Source organism: Rhizobacter sp. P1_G5 (assembly GCF_056405435.1).
In genome coordinates this window covers 1-25,207 of sequence record NZ_JBFUCB010000019.1, presented here as the reverse complement: position 1 = coordinate 25,207, position 25,207 = coordinate 1, and the positions used below count along the sequence as shown (strand labels likewise).

General features: G+C 69.0%; 21 protein-coding genes. 15 read left to right on the top strand and 6 right to left on the bottom strand.

The genetic code is table 11. The features are described from left to right. The 5 genes from tssF to AC1D12_RS02895 form a co-directional block, all read left to right on the top strand. Positions 1-1,846 (top strand): type VI secretion system baseplate subunit TssF (tssF, locus tag AC1D12_RS02915; protein ID WP_477838769.1); only part of this gene is annotated, 1,846 nt, incomplete at its 5' end. Positions 1,847-1,878: 32 nt separating this feature from the next. Then, positions 1,879-2,922, top strand: coding sequence for a type VI secretion system baseplate subunit TssG (gene tssG, locus AC1D12_RS02910; RefSeq protein WP_465113839.1), 1,044 nt, complete (start codon positions 1,879-1,881; stop codon positions 2,920-2,922). 17 nt (positions 2,923-2,939) lie between these two features. Continuing rightward, positions 2,940-5,657 (top strand): type VI secretion system ATPase TssH, encoded by a 2,718-nt coding sequence (gene tssH / locus AC1D12_RS02905; protein ID WP_477838767.1) that lies wholly within the window; start codon positions 2,940-2,942, stop codon positions 5,655-5,657. A gap of 9 nt (positions 5,658-5,666) precedes the next feature. Then, the gene (locus AC1D12_RS02900) at positions 5,667-6,629 is read left to right on the top strand and encodes a Fic family protein (RefSeq protein WP_477838765.1); all 963 of its coding nucleotides are present in this window, start codon (positions 5,667-5,669) and stop codon (positions 6,627-6,629) included. 16 nt (positions 6,630-6,645) lie between these two features. Then, on the top strand, positions 6,646-7,959 hold the full coding sequence (locus tag AC1D12_RS02895) for a tetratricopeptide repeat protein (RefSeq protein WP_477838763.1): 1,314 nt from the start codon (positions 6,646-6,648) through the stop codon (positions 7,957-7,959). Between the two features lie 22 nt (positions 7,960-7,981). Here AC1D12_RS02895 and AC1D12_RS02890 read toward each other — a convergent pair whose 3' ends face one another. From AC1D12_RS02890 to AC1D12_RS02870, 5 genes are all read right to left on the bottom strand, one after another. Continuing rightward, positions 7,982-10,294, bottom strand: a complete 2,313-nt coding sequence (locus AC1D12_RS02890; protein WP_477838771.1) for a di-heme oxidoreductase family protein — start codon at positions 10,292-10,294, stop codon at positions 7,982-7,984. 210 nt (positions 10,295-10,504) lie between these two features. Further along, the gene (locus tag AC1D12_RS02885; protein WP_465113843.1) at positions 10,505-11,602 is read right to left on the bottom strand and encodes a cupin-like domain-containing protein; all 1,098 of its coding nucleotides are present in this window, start codon (positions 11,600-11,602) and stop codon (positions 10,505-10,507) included. After that, the gene (locus tag AC1D12_RS02880; protein WP_477838761.1) at positions 11,599-12,870 is read right to left on the bottom strand and encodes an acyltransferase family protein; all 1,272 of its coding nucleotides are present in this window, start codon (positions 12,868-12,870) and stop codon (positions 11,599-11,601) included. Before AC1D12_RS02880 ends, AC1D12_RS02885 begins: the two co-directional genes overlap by 4 nt. A 167-nt stretch (positions 12,871-13,037) precedes the next feature. Then, entirely contained in the window at positions 13,038-13,358 is a 321-nt protein-coding gene (locus tag AC1D12_RS02875; RefSeq protein ID WP_477838759.1) for a hypothetical protein, read from the bottom strand. A gap of 5 nt (positions 13,359-13,363) precedes the next feature. Continuing rightward, positions 13,364-13,945, bottom strand: coding sequence for a type VI secretion system amidase effector protein Tae4 (locus AC1D12_RS02870; protein ID WP_477838757.1), 582 nt, complete (start codon positions 13,943-13,945; stop codon positions 13,364-13,366). 121 nt (positions 13,946-14,066) lie between these two features. On the opposite strand from AC1D12_RS02870, the gene AC1D12_RS02865 reads away from it, so the two are divergent. The 10 genes from AC1D12_RS02865 (at position 14,067) to AC1D12_RS02820 (ending at position 24,120) form a co-directional block, all read left to right on the top strand. Continuing rightward, positions 14,067-16,346, top strand: coding sequence for a type VI secretion system Vgr family protein (locus tag AC1D12_RS02865; protein WP_477838755.1), 2,280 nt, complete (start codon positions 14,067-14,069; stop codon positions 16,344-16,346). A gap of 8 nt (positions 16,347-16,354) precedes the next feature. Next, the gene (locus AC1D12_RS02860; protein WP_465113848.1) at positions 16,355-16,915 is read left to right on the top strand and encodes a DUF6484 domain-containing protein; all 561 of its coding nucleotides are present in this window, start codon (positions 16,355-16,357) and stop codon (positions 16,913-16,915) included. 21 nt (positions 16,916-16,936) lie between these two features. Then, on the top strand, positions 16,937-18,076 hold the full coding sequence (locus AC1D12_RS02855) for a DUF2169 family type VI secretion system accessory protein (protein ID WP_477838753.1): 1,140 nt from the start codon (positions 16,937-16,939) through the stop codon (positions 18,074-18,076). After that, positions 18,073-19,098: a hypothetical protein gene (locus AC1D12_RS02850; RefSeq protein WP_477838752.1), complete on the top strand. Its 1,026-nt coding sequence runs from the start codon at positions 18,073-18,075 to the stop codon at positions 19,096-19,098. The genes AC1D12_RS02855 and AC1D12_RS02850 overlap by 4 nt, the downstream gene beginning before the upstream one ends. Beyond that, a complete protein-coding gene (locus AC1D12_RS02845) occupies positions 19,098-20,249 on the top strand; it encodes a PAAR-like domain-containing protein (protein WP_465113851.1) in 1,152 nt (383 codons plus the stop codon). Before AC1D12_RS02850 ends, AC1D12_RS02845 begins: the two co-directional genes overlap by 1 nt. Positions 20,250-20,268: 19 nt before the next feature. Beyond that, positions 20,269-21,162 carry a beta propeller repeat protein gene (locus AC1D12_RS02840; RefSeq protein WP_465113852.1) on the top strand — a complete coding sequence of 298 codons (894 nt, stop codon included), beginning with the start codon at positions 20,269-20,271 and terminating at the stop codon, positions 21,160-21,162. Further along, complete coding sequence (locus AC1D12_RS02835) at positions 21,135-22,427, top strand: TIGR02270 family protein (RefSeq protein ID WP_477838750.1); 1,293 nt, start codon at positions 21,135-21,137, stop codon at positions 22,425-22,427. The genes AC1D12_RS02840 and AC1D12_RS02835 overlap by 28 nt, the downstream gene beginning before the upstream one ends. 87 nt (positions 22,428-22,514) lie before the next feature. Then, positions 22,515-22,700 carry a hypothetical protein gene (locus AC1D12_RS02830; protein WP_047503190.1) on the top strand — a complete coding sequence of 62 codons (186 nt, stop codon included), beginning with the start codon at positions 22,515-22,517 and terminating at the stop codon, positions 22,698-22,700. Positions 22,701-22,829: 129 nt separating this feature from the next. Continuing rightward, entirely contained in the window at positions 22,830-23,783 is a 954-nt protein-coding gene (locus tag AC1D12_RS02825) for a LysM peptidoglycan-binding domain-containing protein (RefSeq protein WP_477838748.1), read from the top strand. Positions 23,784-23,898: 115 nt separating this feature from the next. Then, a complete protein-coding gene (locus tag AC1D12_RS02820; protein WP_047503195.1) occupies positions 23,899-24,120 on the top strand; it encodes a hypothetical protein in 222 nt (73 codons plus the stop codon). Here AC1D12_RS02820 and AC1D12_RS02815 read toward each other — a convergent pair. After that, the gene (locus tag AC1D12_RS02815; RefSeq protein ID WP_477826312.1) at positions 24,075-25,070 is read right to left on the bottom strand and encodes an SRPBCC family protein; all 996 of its coding nucleotides are present in this window, start codon (positions 25,068-25,070) and stop codon (positions 24,075-24,077) included. The genes AC1D12_RS02820 and AC1D12_RS02815 overlap by 46 nt on opposite strands. Between the last annotated feature and the right edge of the window lie 137 nt (positions 25,071-25,207).

Sequence of the window (25,207 nt, the reverse complement as noted above, 5' to 3'; positions counted from 1 at the left end):
GTACAACGACGAACTCGGCCACCTGAAGGAGGTCGGCGCCGAGTTCGCGAAGGAATTCCCGAAGATCGCCGCCCGCCTGTCGATGGACGGCGTCGAGGTCACCGACCCGTATGTCGAGCGCCTGCTGGAGGGCTTCGCCTTCCTCGCCGCGCGCGTGCAGCTGAAGATCGACGCCGAGCACCCGCGGCTGATCCAGCACCTGCTCGAGACCGTGTACCCCGGCTTCCTGTCGCCGATGCCGTCGACGATGATCGCGCGCATGCGGCCCGACCCGCTGGACCCGAACCTCGCGCGCGGCTTCACCGTCAAGCGCGGCAGCGCGCTGCACAGCGAGACGGTGCGCGGCCAGAACACGCGCTGCGAGTTCCGCACCGCGCACGACGTGACGCTGTGGCCGGTCGAGATCGACACGGTGCAGTACTTCACCCACGCGCCCGACCTGCCGATCGCGCACCTGCCGCCGGCCCGCCAGGTGCGCGGCGGCCTGCGCATCCGGCTGAAGGCGAGCGCCGGGCTGAAGTTCAGCCAGTTGCCGATGGAGCGCCTGGATTTCTACATCAGCGCCGGCGACGACGTGGCATTCCGGCTGCACGAGCTGGTGCTCGGCGCCAGCCTCGCGAGCTGGGTGCAGGGCGGTGCCTCACGCTCGCCGAGCCAGGGCTATGCCGACGCCGCGTCGGTCGAGGCCGTCGGCTACGACGACGAGCAGGCGCTGCTGCCCGAGACGCTGCGCGGCTTCAGCGGGCACCGCCTGCTGCAGGAGTACGCGGCGCTGCCGCAGCGCTTCCTGTTCTTCTCGGTCACCGACCTGGCGCGGCGGCTGGCGCGCGTCGACAGCAGCGAGTGCGAGATCGTGCTGCTGTTCGGCCGCGGCGAGCCGGCGCTCGAATCGCTGGTCGATGCCAACAGCCTCGCGCTGTACTGCACGCCGGCGATCAACCTGTTCCCGAAGCGGCTCGACCGCATCCAGCTCGGCCCGGGCAGCTGGGAACACCATGCGGTGCCCGACCGCACGCGGCCGATGGACTACGAGGTCCACACGATCGAGAGCGTCACCGGCTTCGGCACCGGGCAGGTCGCCGAGCAGCGCTTCCTGCCGCTGTACGCCACCTTCCACGAGGAATCGCGCAACCACGGCGCGTTCTACACGCTGCGGCGCGAACCGCGGCTGCTGTCGAGCCGCCAGCGCCTCGAAGGGCCGCGCTCGGCCTACATCGGCCAGGAGGTGTTCCTGTCGCTGGTCGATCCGCGCAATGCGCCGTACCGCGAGGACATCCGCCAGGTCTCGCTGACTGCGCTCGTCACCAACCGCGACCTGCCGACGCTGCTGCCCGGCTCGGCCAGCACCTGGACGCTCGACGTCGCCGGGCCGGCCGGCCGCATCGAGACGCTGCGCGGCCCGTCGCGGCCGGTGCAGCGCATCGCGCGCGGGGACATCGGCTGGTCGCTCGTCAGCCTCTTGACGCTGAACTACCTGAGCATCGCCGGCGAGGACCCGCGCCGCGCCGCGTCGGCGCTGCGCAGCCTGATGGCGCTGCACGGGCCGGAGCAGGACGTGAGCTGGAGCAAGCAGGTCGAGGGCATCCAGGCGGTGGAGGCGCGCGCGGTGGTGCGCCGCCTGCCCTTCCCCGGACCGCTGACCTTCGGCTGCGGCGTCGAGGTGACGACCACGGTCGACGAACTCGGCTTCCAGGGGTCGAGTGCCTTCCTGCTCGGTTGCGTGCTGGAGCACTTCTACGCGCGGCATGCGTCGGCCAACAGCTTCTCGGAGACCATCGTCCGCTCGGCGACGCGCGGCGAGATCCTGCGCGCGCCGCCGCGCATCGGTTCGAAGGCGATGCTGTGAGCGCGACGCCGCCCCCGCCCCAGGATCCGAAGGTGCTGCACGAACGCCGCACGCGGCTGTTCGACGAGATCGCGCGGCAGCCGTGGGCGCACGACTTCTTCGCGGTGCTGCGCCAGATCGACGCGCTGTGGCCGCAATCGCCGCGGCTCGGCTCGGCGCTGCGGCCCGGGGCCGAGCCGGTGCGCCTGGGGCAGGACCCGGAGCTCGATTTCGCGCCGGCCGGCGTGATGTCGTTCGAGGCCGGCGAGCGCAGCGTGCCGCGCCTGGGCGTGCGCTTCTTCGGGCTGTTCGGGCCGATGGGGCCGCTGCCGCTGCACTACACCGAGCACGCGCGCGACCGGCTGCGCAACCACGGCGACGCCACCTTCGCGCGCTTCGCCGACATGTTCCACCACCGCATGCTGCTGCTGTTCTACCGCGCCTGGTCGCAGTCGCAGCCCGCGGTGCAGGCCGACCGCGCGAGCGACGACCAGTTCGCCAAGTGGGTCGGCGCGCTGTTCGGCCAGGCGCCGGCCGCGCTGCGCGGCGCCGATGCCGTGCCCGATGCCGCGAAGCGCTTCGCGAGCGGCCACCTGGCGAGCGCGACGCGCCGGCCGGAATCGATCGTCAAGGTGCTGCGCCAGTACTTCGCGGTGCCGATCCGCGTGGAATCGCACGTCGGCCACTGGCTGCCGCTGCGCCCCGAAGACCGCACCCGCCTCGGCGGCCGCGGCAACCTGGGCGCRGCACTCGGCGTCTCGGCGGTGGCCGGCAGCAAGGTCTGGGACCGCCAGTACAAGCTGCGCCTGCACATCGGCCCGCTGACGCTCGCGCAGTACCGCCAGTTCCTGCCCGGCCAGCGCTCGCTGATCGAGCTGCGCGACTGGATGCGCCAGCTGCTCGGCTTCGAGATGCTGTGGGACCTGCGGCTGATCCTGCAGGGCAGCGCGGTACCGGCACTCGGGCTGTCGGGCGCGTCTCCTGCCGCGCTCGGCCTGACCAGCTGGCTCGGCCGCAAGACGCCGCACCCCGACCGCGGCGAACTCCTCCTGAACCCGGCGCAGATGCACGCGACGGGCTCACATTCCTCCACCTAGGGACCCAAGGAACGACCATGGCTGAAATCAGTCGCACCGCCCTCTTCGGCAAGCTCAACCCGATCGCCTACAAGGCCATCGAAGGCGCCACGGTGTTCTGCAAGCTGCGCGGCAACCCGTACGTCGAACTGCAGCACTGGATCTACCAGATCCTGAACGGCAACGACAGCGACCTGCACCGCATCGTCAAGCACTACGAGCTCGACGGCGCGCAGCTGGTGGCCGACCTGACGCAGTCGCTCGACCGGCTGCCGCGCGGCGCCACCTCGGTGACCGACCTGTCGAGCATCGTCGAGAACGCCGTCGAGCGCGGCTGGGTCTACGGCTCGCTGATGTTCGGCGACCGCCAGGTGCGCACCGGCTACCTGCTGGTGGGCGCGCTGAAGACGCCGTCGCTGCGCAACGCGCTGCTGGCGATCAGCAAGCAGTTCGAGCGCATCAAGCTCGACGACCTGATCGACCGCTTCGGCTCGCTGCTCGCCAGCTCGCCCGAGCATGCGCAGGCCGCGAGCGACGGCGGCGCGCCGGGCGAGGCCAGCGAGGCGATCGCGCCGGCCGCGATGGGCAAGCAGGAGGCGCTGAAGCGCTTCACGACCGACCTGACCGAGCAGGCGCGCGGCGGCAAGATGGACCCGATCGTCGGCCGCGACGACGAGATCCGCCAGGTGGTCGACATCCTGATGCGCCGCCGCCAGAACAACCCGATCCTGGTCGGCGAGGCCGGCGTCGGCAAGACGGCCATYGTCGAAGGCTTCGCGCAGCGCATCGCGCGCGGCGACGTGCCGCCGGCGCTGAAGGACGTGGAGCTGCGCGCGCTCGACGTCGGCCTGCTGCAGGCCGGCGCCAGCATGAAGGGCGAGTTCGAGCAGCGGCTGCGCTCGGTGATCGACGAGGTGCAGGCGAGCGCCAAGCCCATCATTTTGTTCATCGACGAGACGCACACGCTGGTGGGCGCCGGCGGCGCGGCCGGCACCGGCGACGCCGCCAACCTGCTGAAGCCGGCGCTCGCGCGCGGCCAGCTGCGCACGATCGGCGCGACCACCTTCGCCGAGTACAAGAAGTACATCGAGAAGGACCCGGCGCTGACGCGGCGCTTCCAGAGCGTGCAGGTCGACGAGCCGGACGAGCCGAAGGCCATCCTGATGATGCGCGGCGTGGCCTCGACGATGGAGAAGCACCACAAGGTGCAGATCCTCGACGAGGCGCTGGAGGCGGCGGTGAAGCTCTCCCACCGCTACATCCCGGCGCGCCAGCTGCCGGACAAGTCGGTCAGCCTGCTCGACACCGCCTGCGCGCGCGTCGCGGTGAGCCTGCATGCGACGCCGGCCGAGGTGGACGACTGCAGCAAGCGCATCGAGGCACTGGAGACCGAGCAGGGCATCATCGGCCGCGAGGCGGCGATCGGCATCGACACGCGTGAGCGCAGCGCGTTCGTCGAGGAGCAGCTCGGCATCGAGCGCAAGCGGCTCGACGGGCTGAAGACGCGCTGGACAGCCGAGAAGGTGCTGGTCGACAAGCTGCTCGCGCTGCGCGCGAAGCTGCGCGGCGTGGCCGGCGCGGTGGAAGGCACCGGCAGCGCGCTGGAGCAGAACGCCGAGAAGGTGGCTGCCACGGTCGTGGCGGAAGCGCCGAAGCTGTCCGATGAGGAACGCGCCGCGGCACTGACGGAACTGAAGCAGGTGCAGGCCGAACTGGCCACGCTGCAAGGCGAGCACCCGCTGATCCTGCCGACGGTGGACTACCAGGCGGTGGCGAGCGTGGTCGGCGACTGGACCGGCATCCCGGTCGGGCGCATGGCGCGCAACGAGATGGAAACCATCCTGAAGGTGGCGTCGCTGCTGAGCCAGCGCGTGATCGGCCAGGACCATGCGATGGAGATGATCGCCAAGCGCATCCAGACCTCGCGGGCCGGGCTCGACAACCCGAGCAAACCGATCGGCGTGTTCATGCTGGCCGGCACCTCGGGCGTCGGCAAGACCGAGACGGCGCTCGCGCTGGCCGAGGCGCTGTACGGCGGCGAGCAGAACCTGRTCACGATCAACATGAGCGAGTTCCAGGAGGCGCACACCGTCTCGACGCTGAAGGGCGCGCCCCCTGGCTACGTGGGCTATGGCGAAGGCGGCGTGCTGACCGAGGCGGTGCGGCGCAAGCCTTACTCGGTGGTGCTGCTCGACGAGGTGGAGAAGGCGCACCCCGACGTGCACGAGATGTTCTTCCAGGTCTTCGACAAGGGCTTCATGGAAGACGGCGAAGGCCGCTTCATCGACTTCAAGAACACGCTGATCCTGCTGACGACGAATGCCGGCACCGAGCTGATCGCCAACATGTGCAAGGACCCGGAGCTGATGCCCGAGGCCGAGGGGCTGGCGAAGGCGCTGCGCGAGCCGCTGCTGAAGATCTTCCCGCCGGCGCTGCTGGGCCGGCTGGTGACGATCCCGTACTACCCGCTGTCGGACGAGATGCTGGGGCAGATCGTCAAGCTGCAGCTCGGGCGCATCAAGAAGCGCGTCGAGGCGCGCTACAAGATCCCGTTCGAGGTCGGCGACGACGTGGTCAAGCTGGTCGTGAGCCGCTGCACCGAGAGCGAATCGGGCGGGCGGATGATCGACGCGATCCTGACCAACACGATGCTGCCGGACATCTCGAAGGAGTTCCTGACCCGCATGATGGACGGCACGCCGATCGAGCGGGTGAAGGTCAGCGTCGTCGACAACAACTTCCACTACGGGTTCTGAGGAGCGTCCATGGCCCTTTTCGACAGCAAGCCCAAGGTCGCCCCGTACGTCGCACCGGCCGGTGCGGTCACGATGGACGCCCACCAGTTCCGCAACACGATGCGCGTGCGGCCGGTCTACTCGACCTACTCGCGGGTGGTCGGGCTGGGCCCGGCCAACACGGCGTTCGACAACGCCTTCACCGAATCGCTGCGCGCGATGGGGGCCGACGGCTTCTGGCACTTCGGCACCAATGCGAATGCCGGCAACCCGAGCGCACTGCGCTTTCCCGATGCGGCCGGCCTGAACTTCTTCATGACCGCGATCGAAGGCATGTTCGAGATGGACCTGAAGCTGATCGAGCGGCGAGCGGCCTACGCGAACGGCCTGAAGGGCAAGGCCGGCTCCCACCTGCTGATGCCGCAGCTGCGGGCCGAGACGCAGCCCGAGGGCAGTTACTACCAGCCCCCGGCACTGGTGGCCCCGAAGCCGGGCGTACCGGCGGTGCCGGCGCGCTCCGAGCGCTCGCTCGACCAGGCCAGGGGCCTGGCCTGGCTGACCAAGGGCGTGCAAGGCGACACCTCGGCCTTCTCGCAGGTGCTGCTCGGGCTGGTCAAGCGCGACGGCAGCTTTCCGCTGGGCGGCAGCCTCGCGCCGCTGCAGGCGGCCTGGCAGCGGATGGTGCCGCTGGCACCGGCCTATCGCGGCTGGAACAACGCCGCCGGCATGCAGAAGTACCCATCGAACGTCGGTGGCGCCAAGGTGCTGGGCGACGTGCTGTCCGACCTGAGCACCTCGCCGATGCCGGCGCAGGGCAGCGACGACTGGTACGAGCTGGCGCTCTACGTGATGGGCTCGATCATCACCGCGCAGGCCTTCACCGACGGCAACAAGCGCGCCGCCCGGCTGGCCTACGTGCTGATGCTGCTGAGCGGCGGCGTGCCGATGGTCGTGCCGAACGACCGCCTGGGCGCGACGCTCGGGGACATGTGAAGCGACAGGCCGCACCGTGACCGAATCCGCTGACCTCGGCCTCGACGAAGCCCTGCAGTTCGCGATCGGGCTGCACCAGAACCAGCAGCTCGAAGGCGCCGAGCAGGTCTACCGCCGCGTGCTCGCGGTGGCGCCGGACCACCCCGACGCGCTGCACCTGCTGGGGATGGTGTTGCACCAGACCGGCCGCAGCGAGGAAGGCATCGCGTCGATCCGGCGCGCGATCGAGCTGGTGCCGGATTTCGCGGGGTACCACAACAACCTCGGCAACATCCATGTGTCGCGCCAGGAGCTGCCCGAGGCGACGGCGGCCTACGAGCGCGCGGGCGCGCTGGAGCCCGGCAGCGCCGACCTGCAGAACAACCTCGGCTCGCTGTACCGCGCGCAGAAGCGGCCGGCCGAGGCGCGCGCGGCCTACCTGCGCGCGATCGAGCTGAACCCGCGGCACCTGAACGCGCACAACAACCTCGGGCTGCTGGCGGCCGCGCAGGACGACCTGCCGGAGTCGATCCGCTGGTACTGCAAATCGATCGAGCTGCTGCCCGAGCACCCGGACGGCCGCAAGCTGCTGGGCATGACCTACTACACGATGGGCAAGGTGCGCGAGGCCGCCGAGGTGTTCCGCCAGTGGCTGGCCGAAGAGCCCGGCCACCCGATGGCGCAGCACATGTTCGCGGCGTGTTCCGGCAGCGGTGCGCCGGAGCGGGCCTCGGACGACTACGTCGAGTACACCTTCGACCACTTCGCCGACAGCTTCGAGACGCAGCTGAACGAGCGGCTCGACTACCGCGCGCCGCAGCTGTGCGCGCAGCTGCTCGCGCGGCTGCTGCCGCCGGCGGCGAAGCAGTTCAACGTGCTCGACGCCGGCTGCGGCACCGGGCTGTGCGGGCCGCTGGTGGCGCCGTGGGCGCGGGTGCTGGCGGGGGTGGACCTGTCGGGCGGCATGCTCAAGCATGCGCAGACCAAGGGCGTCTACGGCGACCTGTACAAGGCCGAGCTGACGGAGTTCCTGCGCGAGTCACCGGGCCAGTGGGACGTGATGCTGTCGGCTGACACGCTGTGCTATTTCGGCGACCTGATGCCGCTGATGGCGGCGGCCAGCGGCTCGGTGCGCGCGGGTGGGTTGATGGTGTTCACCGTCGAGGCGCTGCCCGACGACCGACCGGAGATGCTCCACCTGGAGCCGCACGGGCGCTATGCGCATGCGCGGGCGCATGTGGAAGCGGCACTGGCGGCGAACGGATTCACGCTGGTGGAGATCAGCGGGGAGACGCTGCGGCAGGAGGGTGGGAAGCCGGTGGCGGGGTGGCTGGTGGCGGCGCGGCGCTGAGGCCGTCCGCCTCGGCAACTCCTTACAACGACTCCAGGAACGCCACCACCGCGTCGCGATCCGCCTTGCTCATCGCCTCGAACTTCGCCCGGCTGCCGCTGCCCTCGCCGCCATGCCAGCCGATCGCCTCCACCAGCGTGCGGGCGCGCCCGTCGTGCAGGTAGCGCACGGTGGCCGCGTCGGCGAAGCCGGTCTCCTTCTGCACGTACTTCAACGACCCCAGGCCCCACAGCGGCTGGGTGCGCCACAGGCTCGGGCCGGCCTGGCCTTCGGTCATCGTGTCGGCCAGCTCGGCACCCATGTCGTGCAGCAGCACGTCGGTGTACGGGTGGATGGTCTGGTTGCGCAGTTCCTGGAACGGGTGGTTCGCGCCCGTCTTCAACTCCGCCTTGTGGCAGCCGGTGCAGCCCGCCTGCGTGAACAGCTGGCTGCCGCGCGCGATCGACGTGCGCAGCGCCTCGGGCAGGTCGTGCTCCGGCGGCGTGACCGTGCCGTCCGTGTAGCCGCTCGCGTACTTGCGCTGCGCGGGCACGCCCAGCAGCTGCAGGTACGACGCGATGCGATCGAGCTCCGCGCTGCTCACCGACGGCGTCGCGGTGCTGGTCTTGCAATCGGCCGCGCCGCGCAGGCAGCTCACTGACTTGAAGGCCGGCGTCGTGACGCCCATGTCCTGCAGGAAGGCGCCCGCGGCCTGCTGCCGCACCGTCGCCTTGCCGGCCTTCCAGCCGTAGCGGCCGAGATGGCGCTGGCCCGTCTCCGGGTCGATCGACCAGTTGGGAATGCCGCGGATGCCGTCGCCGTTCGCATCCTGCGGGTCGGCCAGCGCGAGGATGGTGGTCTCGTCGAGTGCCTCGATCAGGCCCATGCCCACCACCTGCGGTGCCTGCCGCACCGACAGCTGCGCCGGCACCGGCCCCTTGAACGCGTAGACGGGCTTCTGCAGCTCGACCGTCTCGCCGCCGGCCAAGGTGCGCACCGTCTTCACGAACGACTGGATCGAGACGCCGTAGTCGGGCGCGCCCGCCGTGCGCGACAGCTGCTGCACGTTGACGCCATAGGTGGCATCGGGCGTGATGGACGTGCTCGTGCTCGCCGCCGCGGTCAGCACCGCGAACTTGTTCAGTGGCGTGCCGACGTCGGCGGCCGGGCTGCGGCCGTTCAGCGTGTGGCAGCCCAGGCAGCGCACTTCGTTGAAGCGCTCGCCCAGCTGGTTGGCATGCGCGGTGAACACCGGGTTCACGGTCGGGCTCTCGGAGTGCTTGCCGTCGAGGAACGAGGTGTGGAACAGCCGGCGCCCTTCGACGAAGCGCTGCATGTCGGCAATGCCGATGTTGTTGACCGACTGCTGGAAGACGCGGTGCGGTTCCTCGGAGTAGTTGTACGAGACGCTCGCCTGCCCGCCCAGCAGCGCGTCGTCGGGCAGCGGGGTGGTGTCGAGCTTGGGCGCRATGCCGTACCACGGCACCATGCCCTTGCCGACCACGTAGAGCTGCTCGAACGAGTAGTCGCGGTTGTGGCCGCCGTCGATCAGCGCGATGTCGGTGCCGGGCGTGTAGTCGAGGAACACGCCGGGCGACATCTCGATCTTGTCGCCGACCTTCAGCTTGTTGTTCGCCCGCGCGATGCCCTGGTACTGCGCCTCGTCAGCCATGCGCCAGTAATCGGTGATGCTCTGTGCCACGCACAGGTCGGCGATCGCGGTGGCGGGGTTGCAGCGCTGCGTGCCGTCCTTCGGGTTCGTGTAGCCGACGCCCATCTTCCAGCCGTACTCGATGACGTTCGGGTCCAGCCGGCGGAACGCGCTGAAGCTGTTGTTGATCATCGTGCCGACGTTCGGCTTCAGGTAGGCGGTGATCTTCTGGCGGCCGGCCGGCACCTCGTCGCGGATCACCAGGCCGAAGGTGCGGTTCTGGAAGTAGAACGGCGGGAACGCGAAGTAGCTGCCCGGGCCCTTGTCGACGGTGTCGGTCCACGGCTCGCCACCTTCGCGCGCATGGCGCGGCGTGGGGCGGAAGCCCGCATAGGTGACGAGCGTGCCGTCGGCCTCGGTGACCTGGATCTGCTCGATCACCGGGGTGCCGGCGGCGTACAGCGGCACGTAGTCGGTGGCACCGCTGTCGGTCGGTGCCGGCGCGGGGGCCGCGGTGGGCGCGGGAGACGGCGCAGGCGAGGGGCCCGCGGCAGGCGATGGGGCGGGCGACGGTGCGGGGGAAGGAGACGGCGCGGGAGACGGCGCCGGCGCATTGCTCGTCGGCGGCGGGCTGGCCGAGGGGCCCGAATCGTCACCCCCGCCCGAGCCGCAGGCCGACAGCGCCATCGCCGCGCTGAACATCATTGCCACCGTGGCGAGTGCCTGCGACCTGCTGCGCGACCCTGCGACCGCCGTTCTCTGCGTTTTTTCCATGGAACCCTCCCGTTTTTCCGATCAGCCGATACGGGCGGTTACCTGCCCGTGCTCGTGTGCGACTTGTTCGAGCAACGGGTGCAAGAGGCATTCCAGACCAGGAGTGTCACGTCGGCCGCGGCACGTGCCGCGCCGGCGCCATCACCAGTTGTGGATCTCCGCATTCACATACGTGAAGTCATTCGGGATCGCCAGGTTCGAGTACGAGAAGGACAGGCTCACGTCCAGCGAGGTCACCTGGTGCCACCAGCCGAGCGGCAGGAACATCGTCTCGCCCGGCTCGACGATCACCTCCAGCACCTTCACGCTCGCGAAATCGGGGTGGCGCACCAGGTCGGGCGCATCGAGGTCGATCGGGCTGTAGACGCGGAAGTGGTTGTAGAGCTTCGGCGTCTCCAGCGGCGAGATGAAGCGCCAGCGCTTGCGACCGACGATCTGCGTGTGCATCAGCATCAGCGTGTCGTGGTGCAGCGGCGTGCGCGTGCCGGCCGGGCCGAACCAGAACGACGAGCGCTGCGCCAGTTGCGCCGGATCGCAGATCTCGGGCAGCGTGCCGATGTCCTTCAGCAGCGGCGCGAACTCCGGGCGCCGCAGCACCTCGTTGTTGGCGGTCAGGTAGTAGTCGTTGGTCGCGCCGCCGGCCAGCACCTGGTCGACGAAGTTGCCGAGCCGCACCGTGCGCCGGTGCTCCAGCTTGTTCTGCTCGTAGTTCGAGTCGGCGTTGCGCTCGGCCTGGATCTCGACGTCGAGATGGCCGAAGCGGGTCTTCAGGTCCTGCGGCGACCAGCGCGTGACGGCCGGCCAGTCGCGCGCCGCTTCGGTGAGCACCAGCGGGCGGCTGCCGCGCACGTAGCGCTCGATGAACTCGTCGCGCGACACATGGCTGCGCTTCTCGACGCGCCCGTAGTGCGGCGACGATTCCCACAGCTTCTGCTGGTTGGCGAGCACCGATTCGAACTTGCGCTGCATCTGCTGGTAGCGCTTGGCCGCGAGGTAGGCCGGATCGCTGTCCATGCGCACGATCGCCGCCTCGCTCTCGGCGCGCGACAGGCCGGCGGCCGTCATCGTCTGCAGCATCGATTCCATCGCGCAGTTGCGCAGCTTGTTCTCGGCCACCCATTGCAGCCAGCCGTTGTCGATCGGGCGGTGCTGGGGTTGCGGGGCGGTCTGGGGTTGCGGAACGGCCTGGGCCTGGAACTCGCGCGGGCGCGGCGCGGGCATCAGCGTGGAAGAGCTCATGGCAGGGCGGGTCTTGGTTGGGATGGAAGGGCGGCGGCCGATGCGGCGGCCGCGGTGGAGTCCGGCAGGTCGGTGCCGCTGCCGCGCAAGCGACGCCGCCACGGCACCTCGATGAATCGGTAGCACAGCACCGACGCGGCCACCGTGCCGAGCAGGAACAGCAGGTGCACCGCGGGCGTGCCGGCCGCGCCGAGCCAGCCCAGGCGCAGGAAGGTCGTCACCGACCAGTGGATGATGTACAGCGCATAGCTCGCCTCGCCCAGCAGCACCATCCAGGGTTGCTGCAGCAGCACGCTGAGGAAGGTGCGCCCCGACGCCACCGCGAGGATCAGCGCGCTGAACGGCACGATGAAGATGCCGTACTTCATCGCCACGTCGAGCAGCCAGCGCCACATCTCGGGGCCGACGTAGTCGGGCAGGCCGATGCGCACGCCGGCGGCCACCAGGGCCGCCAGCACGATCGCGTCGCGCACGCGGCGGGCACGGGCATCGGTGCCGGTCAGCCAGGCGGCGCGCGGCCAGCTGCCGGCCTGCAGCTGCAGGAACGCGAGGCCGGTCAGGCAGCCGCCGAGGAATTCGCTGTAGCGCAGCAGCGGGTTGTAGACGAGCACGATGTACTGCGTCTGCCCTTCGGTGTGCAGCACGACGTTCATCCACCAGATCACGGCGACGTAGGCGCCGATGCCGAGCGCGGTGGTGGCGGCCAGCAGCAGTGYGAGGCCGCGCAGGCGCAGCCGCAGGCGCAGCAGGCCGGCGCACAGGAACGGGAAGGTCGCGTAGAAGAAGAACTCGGCGGCCACGCTCCAGGCCGGCGTGTTCCAGAACATCGCGAACGGCACCGCCGRCACCCAGGCCTGCAGGCCGACCAGGTTCAGCAGCCACGAGGCCCACCAGGTCTGGCCGACGTCGGCCAGCTGCCCCGCCTGCGCGCGCTCGACGATGTGCCACGGCGTGTCGAGCAGCAGCCCGAGCAGGTAGATCGGGTAGATGCGGGCGAAGCGGAAGCGCTGGAAGCGCCAGAAGCGGCCATCGCTGACGCCACCCGCGAACCATTCGTGATAGCGATAGGTCAGGATGAAGCCGCTCAGGATGAAGAAGAACGTGACGCCGTACTGGCCGCCGACGACCGCGCGCAGCACGCCGTCGGGGAGCGGTCCGAGCAGGTCGCGGTAATGCAGCACCAGCACCGCGAAGGCCGCGATGAAGCGCAAGCTGGTCAATTCGGGCAGGTGATCCTGCGGGGCGGCTTTCGCGCCGGGCAATGCCATGAAGATCCCTCCGATGCGGTCGACGCGGGCGTCCTGGGTGGCGTCCGTCTGCCCTCTTCCATTGCGCCGGGAATGTTACGGGCGCCGGGGGGCGTTGGACAACGGGGAATCGCCGGATCGGGGTGTGGAGGCGTAACGGTTGGTGAGCGCAGGCGGCCCGGCGCACTTCAGAGCACGTAGGAGGCGATGTAGGCGAGCGCCGTGAAACCCGTCATCCAGGCGAAGACCTTGGCGACCTTGCGGATCGGCCATGCGCGGGCGGACGCCAGGCAGCCGGCCACGGCAAAGCAGATCGAAGGAAGGAACAAGAACGCCATGAACGCCGGCAAACACCACCAGGTCGGGTTGTGTTCCAGGTCGCATCCTCCGCCAGAAGACCGGATGCGAGGAAGCTTGGCGCGACTCACGGTGTAGAGGCACGCCCAGGTGACGGCGAGTCCGAACACAAATCCGGCAAGCGTGGCAGCGAAGCGCTTCAACAAGCTCATCCCAATCATCTCGGGCCGATCATGATGTAAGGGTGGACCAGGAAGAACAGAGTCCCAAGGGTCAGCGCCCCAAACACGACAGCAGTCTTCTTGATGGGCCAGGCTCGAGCCTGTGCAAGGTAGCCCGCGACAGCGAATCCAACCGACGGCAGAAGGTAGGCCGCGAGAACATCCCGATCGAGAAGCGAGCGAAGGACTCCCATGACGGGGTCAGCGTCGACTTGTTCCAGAGGTCGATGTGGTCGGTCCCCCGTGCGATGCTGACTTTCTCCTGCACGAGCCCAGTAGTTCCCAAAGAACGCGATCCCCCGGCGCCCCTTGATCTTCTCCTGCCACTCCTTGCCGGTCACGTTCTCCGGCTTCAGCGGCAACCCGATCAGGTGCTGCGTCTTCAGCCACGCCGCCAGTTCCTCGGCCCGGATCGCCAGCCGCTTGCCGTCGACGGTCACGGTTGCGCCTCGAAACGATTTCATGTCGACGCCGGCCGCGTGCAGCGCGACGCTGACCTTGATCGCGCACTGGTTCTCGAAGCCCTTCGGCGGCTTCAGCCTGCCGGCCTGCGCGGATCCTAGGCCAAACCCGCCCACGCCAACGCCCGGCCCCGGGGGGTACATGACTTTCGTCGCTTTACCCCCCGGGCGGCTTTTCCTACTCTGAGGCCCATGGTGCACCGTCCGTGCGCCCTTCGTCTGCACAGCAAGCGCACCCATGGCCAATCCCATCACGCTGAGTTCACCGCTTCCGGCTGAAGACCTGTTCTTCGAGTCGATGACGTACTCGACCGGCCTGAGCTCGCTGGGCGACATGCAGTTGTCGCTGCTGAGCGAGAAGCCCGACCTGAAACCGCAGGACCTGCTCGGCAAGCTCGTCACCGTGAACGTGACGCTCGCCAACGGCAGCAAGCGCCATTACAACGGCTACGTCACCCGCTTCGGCCTCGGCGGGCACAAGGGCCGCTACTTCGGCTACCGCGCCACCGTGCGGCCGTGGCTGTGGTTCCTGACCCGCACCACCGATTGCCGCATCTTCCAGGACATGTCGGTGCCCGACATCGTCAAGAAGGTGTTCGGCGACCACGGCGTCGCAAGCTTCGAGCCCAAGCTGTTCCGCTCGTACCAGCCGTGGACGTACTGCGTGCAGTACCGCGAGAGCGACTACAACTTCATCGCCCGCCTGCTGGAGCACGAGGGCATCTACTGGTACTTCGAGCACACCGACGGCGCGCACAAGCTGATCCTCGTCGACTCGCAGAGCGCACACGACGCGGCGCCCGGCTACGAGAGCATGCGCTACATCGAAGACAGCTCGAACGCGCCGCCCGACCAGGAGTACGTCTGCGACTGGGTGTTCGACGAATCGGTGCGCACCGGCAAGACGGTGATGACGAGCTACGACTTCGAGCGGCCGTCGACCTCGCTGGAAGTCGAGACCTCCAACACCCGCTCGCACGAGCTCGCCGACTACGAGAGCTTCGACTACCAGGGCGACTACGTGCAGAAGGCCGACGGCTCGCAGTGGGCCGAGAACCGCATGGACGAGGTCCAGGCGCGCTACACGCAGCTGCGCGGCGCGTCGAACGCGCTCGGCCTGAAGGTCGGCTGCAACATGAAGCTCACCAAGCACCCGCGCGAAGACCAGAACAGCGAGTACCTGGTCACCTCGATGTCGGTGCGGGCCGAGTTGGGCGTTCACGAATCGAGCGGCGCCGGCGCCGGCTTCCATTGCGCGTTCTCGGCGATCCCGAGCAAGCAGCAGTTCCGCCCGCAGCGCGTCACGCCCAAGCCCTTCGTGCAGGGCCCGCAGACCGCGGTGGTGGTCGGCCCCGGCGGCGAGGAGATCTTCACCGACAAGTACGGCCGCGTGAAGGTGCAGTTCCATTGGGACCGCTACGGCCAGAACAACGAGAAGAGCTCGTGCTGGGTGCGCGTGTCGTCGCCGTGGGCCGGCAAGAACTTCGGCGGCATCTCGATCCCGCGCATCGGCCAGGAAGTGGTCGTCGGCTTCCTCGAGGGCGACCCCGACCAGCCGCTGATCACCGGCCGCGTCTACAACGCCGAGCAGATGCCGCCGTGGGACCTGCCGGCCAATGCGACGCAGTCGGGCATCCTGACGCGCTCGTCCAAGGGCGGCGGCTACGGCAATGCCAACGCGATCCGCTTCGAGGACAAGCAGGGCGCCGAGCAGCTGTGGCTGCACGCCGAGAAAGACCAGCTGATCGAGGTCGAGAACGACGAGGCCAAGTGGGTCGGCCACGACCGCACGAAGACCATCGACCACGACGAGACGGTGCACGTCAAGCACGACCGCACCGAGACGGTCGACAACAACGAGACCATCACGATCGGCGTCGACCGCACCGAGAAGGTCGGCAACAACGAAGACATCACGATCGGCGTCAACCGCAACGAGAAGGTCGGCAGCAACGAGACCATCGCGATCGGCGTGAACCGCACCGAGACGGTGGGCGCCAACGAGACGATCACGATCGGCAGCAACCGCACCGTGAGCATCGGCGCCAGCAAGACCGAGACGGTGGCCCTGCAGCGCACCCGCGCGGTCGGCATCAACGAGACGGTGGCGATCGGCGCGGCCCAGGAAGTGGTGGTCGGCGCGGCGCAGAGCATCTCGGTGGGCGCCACGCGCTCGGTCTCGGTGGGCATCAACGAAAGCCACTCGATCGGCGCCAAGCAGAGCATCGATGTCGGCTCCGACCGCAGCCTGAGCGTCGGCGGCAAGCAGAGCGTGCAGGTGGCCAAGGCCCGCAACACCACCATCGGCGAGGACAACACGCTGAAGGTGGGCAAGAACTACGTGCTCGAGGCGGCCGACTCCATCACGCTGAAGACCGGCAGCGCGAGCATCACGATGAAGAAAGACGGCACGATCACCATCAAGGGCAAGGACATCACGGTGGAGGGCTCCGGCAACATCAACAAGAAGGCCGGCGGCAACATCGTGATGAAGGGCTCCAAGATTCTGCAGAACTGAGGCACACGATGAGCGGCCGCGACACGCTGGACCAACAACTTCTCGAAGCGCATGCGCGCGAGGAAGCCACCCCCATCGGCGACCCGGTCGATGCGCTGCAGCCGCTGCTGCAGTCGCGCGCGGCGGTGCTGCGCAGCGAGCCGCTGCCGTCGGTCGTGGTCGGCGAGTTGATCGCGATCACCGATGACGGCGCGACGCCGCTGGTGCTCTACCCCGGCCAGCCGGGCACGGCCGCGCTGCGCGCGCGCGCGGTGCTCGACCTGCATGGCGCGCACATCGGCGCGCAGGTGACGCTGATGTTCGAGAACGGCGATGCGGCCTTGCCGATCGTCACCGGCGTGCTGCGCCCGGCCGCCGGCTGGCCGCTGGCCGACCGGCCCGACCAGGTGCAGCTCGACAGCGACGGCCAGCGCATGCTGGTCAGCGCGAAGAAGGAGCTGACGCTGCGCTGCGGCAAGGCCAGCATCACGCTGACCGAGGCCGGCAAGGTGCTGATCCAGGGCAGCTACGTGTCGAGCCGCTCGACCGGCGTCAACCGCATCAAGGGCGGCTCGGTGCAACTGAACTGACCGCACGGCTGCAGTAACCACATGGAGCTGATCAACGCAACCCGCATGACGGCGGGCTACAACATGGGGCTCGAGCCGAGCGGCCGCGAGTCGCTGGTGGTCGTCATCAAGGGCACCTTCCGATTCCCTCTGGCCGGCGAGCCGGCCACGCATTTCGCGCTGCACGACGAGCAGCTGCCGCTGGTGATGGCCGACACCTTCACCGGCGAGCCGGGGCTGTCGGCGCCGGTGTACGAAGTGGATTTCGCGCCGCTCAAGCAGCGCGTGGACGTGCTGCTGCTGGGCAGCGCGCACGCGCCCCACGGCCGGCCGGCCACGCGCGTGGAGACCGGCATCCGCATCGGCAGCTGGAGCAAGCGCATCGCGGTGGTCGGCGCGCGGCAATGGGATTGCGGACTGGCCACGCTGCGCGCGACGCCGGCCGAGCCCTTCGTCACGCAGCCGATCAGCTACGACGTGGCCTACGGCGGCGCCGACCTGGCGCATGAAGACCCGTCACAGCATGCGGCCTACATGGCCAACCCGGTGGGCGTGGGCTTCCACAAGCACCTGAAGAAGTCCTGGGTCGACGGCAAGCCGCTGCCGCGCACCGAGGAGATCGGGCGCAGCATCAGCGACCCCGACAGCGACTACGCGCCGATGTCGTACGGACCGCTCGGGCGCGGCTGGTCGTCGCGTTCGCGCTTTGCCGGCACGTACGACGACGAGTGGCTCGACAAGCACTTCCCCTTTTTGCCGCCGGATTTCGACGCGCAGTATTTCCAGGCGGCGCCGCTGGACCAGCAGCTGCCGCTGGAGTCGTTCGCCGGCGGGCCGGTGGAGGTGGCGCTGGCGAACCTGACGCCCGAAGGGCTGACGCGCTTCACGATTCCGAACCTGGTGGCGCCGGTGCAWGTGTTTCCGAAGCGCGGCGAGCGCGAGGACTACACCGCGACGCTCGACACGATCGTGATCGAGCCTGAGGTGCAGCGCTTCAGTCTCACCTGGCGCGTGGCGCGGCCACTGCGCAAGAACATGCACGAGATCGCGCAGGTGCTGGTGGGCAAGAAGGGGCGGGAGTGGTGGCAGTTGCGGGACCAGTCCGTTTTCCCGATTCCGGTGGTGATGATTCCGGCCGGTCCGATGTTCGTCGCGGACGCCGACGACAAGGTGGCGCCGTGAGCACATCCCCGCTCGCTGTCCTCGGCACCGGCCTGGTGACGTCGGTTGGCCTCGACGCGGCCTCGACCTGCGCGGCGCTGCGTGCCAAGCTCACCAACCCCAGCGACACGCAGTTCATCGACTCCGCCGGGCGGTGGATCGTCGGCCACCAGGTGCACCTGTCCCGCGGGCATCGTGGCCTCGACAAGCTCGCGGCCATGGCAGCGATGGCAATCACACAAGCCCTCGATCAGCGCCCGAAAGAGACCTGGGCGGAGCTGCCTGTGCTGCTGTGCGTCGCGGAGGGTACGCGCCCCGGGCGCATCGCCGGGCTTGACGACCGGCTCTTCGCCGCGATCCAGGATCTGCTCGGCGCGCGCTTCTCGCCGGCTTCTGCGGTGGTGCCACAAGGGCGCGTCGGCGTGGCGGTCGCGCTGGCCAGGGCACGCGCGCTCATGCAGCAGCAGGCGGCACGGGAGGTGCTGGTGGTGGCCGCCGACAGCCTGCTCCAGGGAGAGAGTCTCATCCACTACGACCAGGTCCGGCGCCTGCTCACCGAATCGAACACCGACGGATTCATGCCAGGCGAAGGCGCCGGTGCCCTGCTCGTCGGCGTGCCGGATGGCCCGCATCGGCTGCATTGCACCGGACTCGGCTTTGCGAGCGAGGCAGCGCACGTCGACTCGGGTGAGCCGTTGCGCGCCGAAGGGCTCAATCGCGCAGTGCGACAAGCCATCGACGAAGCGGGCGTGGCCATGCACGAGATGGATTTCCGCATCACCGATGTCTCCGGGGAACAGTACTACTTCAAGGAAGCATCGCTCGCCCTGTCGCGCTCGATGCGGGTCCTGAAGGAGGATTTCGAACTGTGGCACCCCGCCGAATGCATCGGCGAGACGGGCGCCGTGTCGGGCATCAGCATGATCGCGCTGGCCGAGGCGGCCTGCAGGAAATCGTATGCCCGAGGCCATGCGGTCCTCGCGCATTGGTCGAATGACAACGGGCTGCGCGCCGCCGCGACCCTTCACTACGGACACGCGTGATGGCGAACCAGGTCTTTGCCAACAACATGGAGATCTCGTGCAAAGCGGCCAACGGGAAGGGCATTTGCGCGTTTCCCGACGTCTGTTTCACGCCGCCGCTGACGCCGGCCACGCCGCCCGGCGTGCCCATTCCGTATCCCAACACCGGCATGGCCTCGGACTGCTCCGACGGATCGAGTTCGGTCAAGATCTCCGGCCAGGAGATCATGCTGAAGGACAAGTCGTACTTCAAGAAAAGCACCGGTGATGAGGCCGGCAATGCGCCGAAGAAGGGCGTCGTGACCAGCAAGATCACGGGCAAGGTGTTCTTCACGGTGTGGTCGATGGACGTGAAGGTCGAAGGAGAGAATGTCGTTCGCAACCTCGATCTCGCAACGCACAACCATGGCTCGATGCCGGGCAACTCGCCGCCCTGGGTCTACACCGACACCGTCGGCACGTCGGTGGGCATCACGGACGATCCTTGCAAGAAGACGCGTGACAACGCCAAGAGTGCCTGCGAGGAGGGCTACCAGAAGAACGTTCGCACGAAGGGCAAGCAGAAGGGCACCGTGAACATGGCCGGCGCCAAGCGGGAGATGTGCAAGGATCCCTGCAAGGAAGCCATGAAGTGCGTACTGGCGCCGTTCGCCTATGGCTGCTGCGACGACGATGAAGGCAACGCGAAGACGCCTCACCACCTGGTTGAAGTGCATTGCTTCACCGAGATCGGGGGGCGCGACGAAGGCCGGGTGATGTCCGAGTTCACCGGCTACGACGACACGAAGGCGCCGTGCGTGTGCGCCTCGGGCCCGCGCCATGACAAGGAGCACGGCGCCTGCCATGCCATCCAGGGCCAGTACGAGGCGGCCTACAACCAGCACGCGCGCAACGTCCCGTTGAGCAGCGGCGTCTCGAACTGGAACTACGGCGAAGCCCGCAAGGCCGGCGTCGTCGCCATGATGCTGGTCTTCCCCGACTGCGACCCCGATTGCACGGAAGCCCAACTGGACAAGTACCACAAGGCCAAGAACCCGGACGGACCGGGTGTCGACGACTCGACACCCGTTCGCTCCGACCTGGTGAACCGGTCTGCTGGCGACCTGACGTCCCGCCAGCAGGGCCAGCTCAATTCCAGCATCCTTTTCTCGATGATCCGAAGCGGCTTCTGAAACCCCTCGATCCAACATCATGAACAAACCACCGATCAGCTTCGGCCACGGCAGCGCCGAAAACGCATCGATCGTCCGCGTCATTGCCCACATCGGCGAAGGCCGCGATGCCATTCCGGCCCTCGCGCATTGGGACGGCCAGGCCGGCAAATGGGGCCTGTTCCCGATGAAGTGGATCCCCAACCGCGTGGCGACCCTGCGCGGGCCCAAGCCTTGCGCATTTGCGCTCGGGACCGAAGGCACGGTGGGCCTCGGGCACGGCGACTACCGCGAAGAGCAGATCGATGCGTCACCCGCGGGCACGCGTGCGCGTGGCCCGATGCGCGACATCCGCGTGATCGGCGACACGGTGTTTGCCGCCGGCATGGGGCGCCAAGTCTATCGGCGCACGGCGGGAGCCTGGGTGCGCATCGACGAGGGCGTGGTCGCGCCGCTGGGCGAGATCGCCGTGAGCGGCTTCTCGTCGATCCACGGCAGTTCACCCGATGACCTGTGGGCCGCCGGCATGATGGGCGAGATCTGGCACCGTGATGCGCAGCGCTGGACGAAGCACGACAGCCCGACGAACCTGATGCTGCATCGCGTGGTGGTGGTGTCGCCGAGCGAGGCCTACGCAACCGGCCAGAAGGGGCTGGTGCTGCGCTTCGACGGCGCCGGCTGGAACATGGCCGCGAGCGATGCCTCGATCGGCAACCTGTGGGGTGCCGAATGGTTCGAGGGCGCCCTCCATGTCTCCTCCGAGCAAGGCATCTTCCGCCTGCACAACGGCGCGCTGGATCCCGTGGCGGTCGATGGCGTGAAGAGCTTCGGCCATCTCGACGCCGTTGACGGCGTGCTCTGGTCGTTCGGCACCGGGAAGCTCGCCTTCACGACCGACGGCAAGGCATGGCAGTCGCTCCCGCCGCTGATCTGAGCATGTCCGCCGTTCCGATCGTCATCCAGCAGCACCACGAGGTCGCAGTCTCGCTGCGCCACACGCGGTCGGTGCTGGTGCGCGCGCCGCACCTGCGCCTGAATCGCCTGGCGCGGCTGGACGAGCGCATCGCGGCCAGCCTCGACGGCCTGTCGCTGGCCGGCGGCGAAGGCGAGCGCCTGAGCCGGATCGGACTGGAAGACCCGGGCTCCGGTGCAATGTTCGCCGCGACGGTCCTCGCCCTCGAGAGCCGCAACACGGTCTGGCTGGCCCAGTTGCTGGCGCTGGCCGAGGCCGAGCCGGCGTCGCGACGCGGCCTGGTGTCGGCCTTCGGATGGGTCAGCGCGCCGACACTGCGCGGCATCACGCGATCGCTGCTCGACTCCGGCCAGCCGATGCATCGCCGCGTCGGAATGACGGCATGTGCCATGCACGGGGTCGATCCCGGCACGTCGCTGGACGAAGCGCTCGCATCGACGCAGCCGGAGGACGTCGCCCACGCACCGGCGGTGGCTGCGGCGATCGGCCGCATCGACCTGCTGCCCGCCTGCCTGCGCCTGTTGAACGGCGTCCCCCTCGAAGCGGCGTTCCCCGCCGCGCGGGCAGCGCTTCTGCTGGGTGATCGCGGTTCCAGCCTGCAAGTGTTGCAGGCGCTGTCGGTGGATGCCGAGCACCCGAGCCGCGCCGAGGCCATCGACCTCTGGCTGCGAGTCGTCGATCCGCAACAGGGACACGATCTGCTGCGCCTGCTCGCCAAGGAGCCCTCAATGGCACGACTGCTGATGCGTGGCATCGCCGCTGCCGGCGACACCCAGTTCGTGCCCTGGCTGATCCGCCAGATGCACCAGTTGCCGCTGGCCCGCAAGGCGGGCGAGACGTTCAGCACATTGACCGGCCTCGATCTCGCGGCGCTGGACCTTGAACGCAAGCCGCCGGAGGGTGCCGAATTCGGCCCCAACGACGATGCAGCCGATGACGCCGTCGCGCTCGACGAAGACGATGGCCTGCCATGGCCGGACCCGCAGCGCATTGACGCTTGGTGGCAGTCCCAAGGCGCCAGCTTCGCCGGCGGCACGCGCCATTTCATGGGTGGGTCGGTGTCGGCGGCACACTGCCTGTCGGTGCTGCGCAGCGGTTTCCAGCGTCAGCGTGCGGCAGCCGCGCAGCACCTGTGCTTGCTGAATCCGGGCACGCCGTTGTTCAACGTCGCGGCACCTGCGTGGCGACAGCAACGGCTGCTCACCTCGATGGCTCCCCGAAGCTGAACTGGCGCAGTGCCCAGGCCTGACAAGCCCCATGCAATACTCGCCGCGCCCCCTCGCGCGGCCCGCCAGAACACCCAGGGAGAACCGATGCCACCCATCGACGCCAAGCTGATCCTCGCCATCCTCGGCCCGGCCTTCCTCGCGCTCGGCCTCGCACGCTGGCTCGCCGCCGGCCGCGTGATCCCGCAGGCCAAGGCCTGGCTGCTGGTCGGCGCGATCTTCTCGGCGGTGGCCACGTGGTTGTGGTGGCAAGCACTTTCTTCACACGGATGACGGGGTGAAGCGGTTCTGATCCGGCCCCGGGTCGGGGCACAATCTGCCGTTCGCCCCCAGCGGCGCCGCTCCCACCCGGGCGGCATCCCGGCTGCCGGGCTCCGCTCACTTCGACTGAAGATGGAACGCATGATCGCAACCACTGATCGCTCGGCACCGTCCCGCCTCGCCGGCACGGCTGCCCTGATGTCGGCGCTGGTCGCGGCGCTGGCGCTGTCGGCCTGTGCCACCAAACCGGCCGACCCACCCCCGGAACCCGCCGCCACCACGCCTGCGGCGCCGGCCCCCGCCCCCGAACCCCCGCCCCCGCCGACCCCGGCGATGCAGGCGCAGGCCCAGAAGGTCGCGCAGAGCGTCGTCGAGTTGCTCGAGGGCGGCAACGAAGAGCAGGCCCGCGCCGAGCTGCAGCGGGCGCTGAGCCTGGACCCCGCCAACAAGCTGGCGCTGAACCTGCAGAAGCAGATGACCGAGGACCCGCAGGCCACGCTCGGCCGCGAGTCGTTCCCGTACGTGGTGCGCTCGGGCGACACGCTGTCGCGCATCGCCGGCCGCTTCCTCGGCGACATCTACGCGTTCCACATCCTCGCGCGCTACAACAACATCAAGGTGCCGCGCCAGGTGGGCGAAGGCACGACGATCCGCATCCCCGGCAAGGCGCCCCCGCCGGAAGTGGCTCGCCCGACCCGGCCGGTGCCGACCAAGCCCGAGCCCGCGCCGGAGCCGACGCCGGCACCGCCGCCGGTCGCCGCCGTCCCGGTGGCACCGGCCGAGCCGTCGGCCGGCGAAAAGGCCTTCCGCTCGGCAGAAGCATCAGCCAAGGCCGGCAACCTGGAACGCGCACTGGCCGACTACAAGCAGGCCGCCAGCCTGGGCGTCGCCGCCGCYGGTCCGAAGGTGGATGCCACCAGCAAGCGGCTGGTCGACACCCATTCGCGCAATGCCCGCTCGGCGCTTGCGCGCCAGGACCTGGACGGCGCGATCAAATCCTGGGACAAGGTGCTCGAGCTCGAGCCGGCCAACGAGACGGCCAAGCTCGAAAAGCAGAAAGCCCTGCGGCTGAAGGAAAAGGTCAACGCCCTCTGACCGGGAGGAGCGGCCGGCCTGCGATGTAGGAGACGGCTTACGCCCGCACGGCGTGCCGTCCGATTTTCGTGGCCGACCGGGCCGGGGAACCTTGGGCCACCAAGGAGGACACCCCATGACGCAAGAAGCCCAGATCATCGGCAAGGTCGAATACCGCGAAGGCGACGGCCAGCCGATCGAGATCCGCCCCGGCCCGATCGAGGTCGAGACCACCCTCACCGACGCCACGCTCAGCTGGGTCGACGGCGACACGCACGGCTCCACCGCGATCCCGATCGGCGATTTCCAGCGCTACGTCGCGCGCGGCACCATCGAGCTGAAGCACGAGACGGTCTGAACCTCCGAGCGTCGCGCATAGAGTTCGAGCAGCACCTCGCTGACGTTGCCGAGCAGCAGCCGCGCGACACCCTCCGCATAGAAGTTGAACTGCGTGCTGACGCGGTAGCGTGTGCGCATCGCGAGCCGGGTGCCGCCGCGCTCGGGCTGCAGTTCGAACGCCGTGTCGAGCAGGTCGAAGTACAGGCCACCGATGCGCACGTGGTCGTCCAGCGCGCCGGCGGGCACCGAATCGGCGGCGAAGCGGTAGGTCCACGCGATGCGGCGGGCCGGCTGCCACTCGGTGATGTCGCCGTCGAAGTGGATGCCCTTGCCCATCCGGAAATGCTGCACGCGCTGCCCGGCCGCCCCGGTAACGCCCGATTGCGGCGGCGGCACGCCGATGCGGTACGCCCAGCCGCGCGCGACCTCGTCGGCCCGGATGTCGGGCAGCTGCGTCAGTTGCTGCCACACCGCCGCCGGCGGCGCAGCGATCCACAGGCTGCGTTCGACCTGGCTGTGCTCGTCCTGCAGCACGGTGCCGGGCACCAGGGCGCCCATCAGCAAGGGCAGCACGCCGGCGGCGTACAGCGTCGGCCGCGGCCAGCCCGAGACACGGCAGGCGATGCCCATCAGCAGGCCGCCGAGGCTGCCCAGCACTCCGAACAGCGGCGCGATGACGATCGCGCAGATCAGCCCCTCGATGTTGATCAGCAGCGTGCCAACGACGAACAGCGCGGTGGCGAGGAACGGCGCGCCGAGGTAATACAGCCATGAGCGCCGGTGCTCGCGTTCGGCCACGTAGACGGTGACCATGCCCACTGCGATCGGCGCGAGGAACACGAAGGCGCCCGCCATCGCGGACCAGTGCCCGCCAGCCACGCCGGAGAACACCAGCCGCAGCGCGATGCCGGCCAGCGCCCCGGCCAGCACCGGCCAGCGGTAGCGGAAGGGGAGATGATCGGCACTCATCGCGTGTGCGAGATCCACAGCAGCACCGCGAGCACGCCGATCGTCAGCTTCTGCAGCAGCGAGACGGCGTGCGCGAAGCGGCCGCGCAGGTCGATGCGCGGCTCGGGCGGGCTGATGCGCAGGCCCTGCGCCAGGGC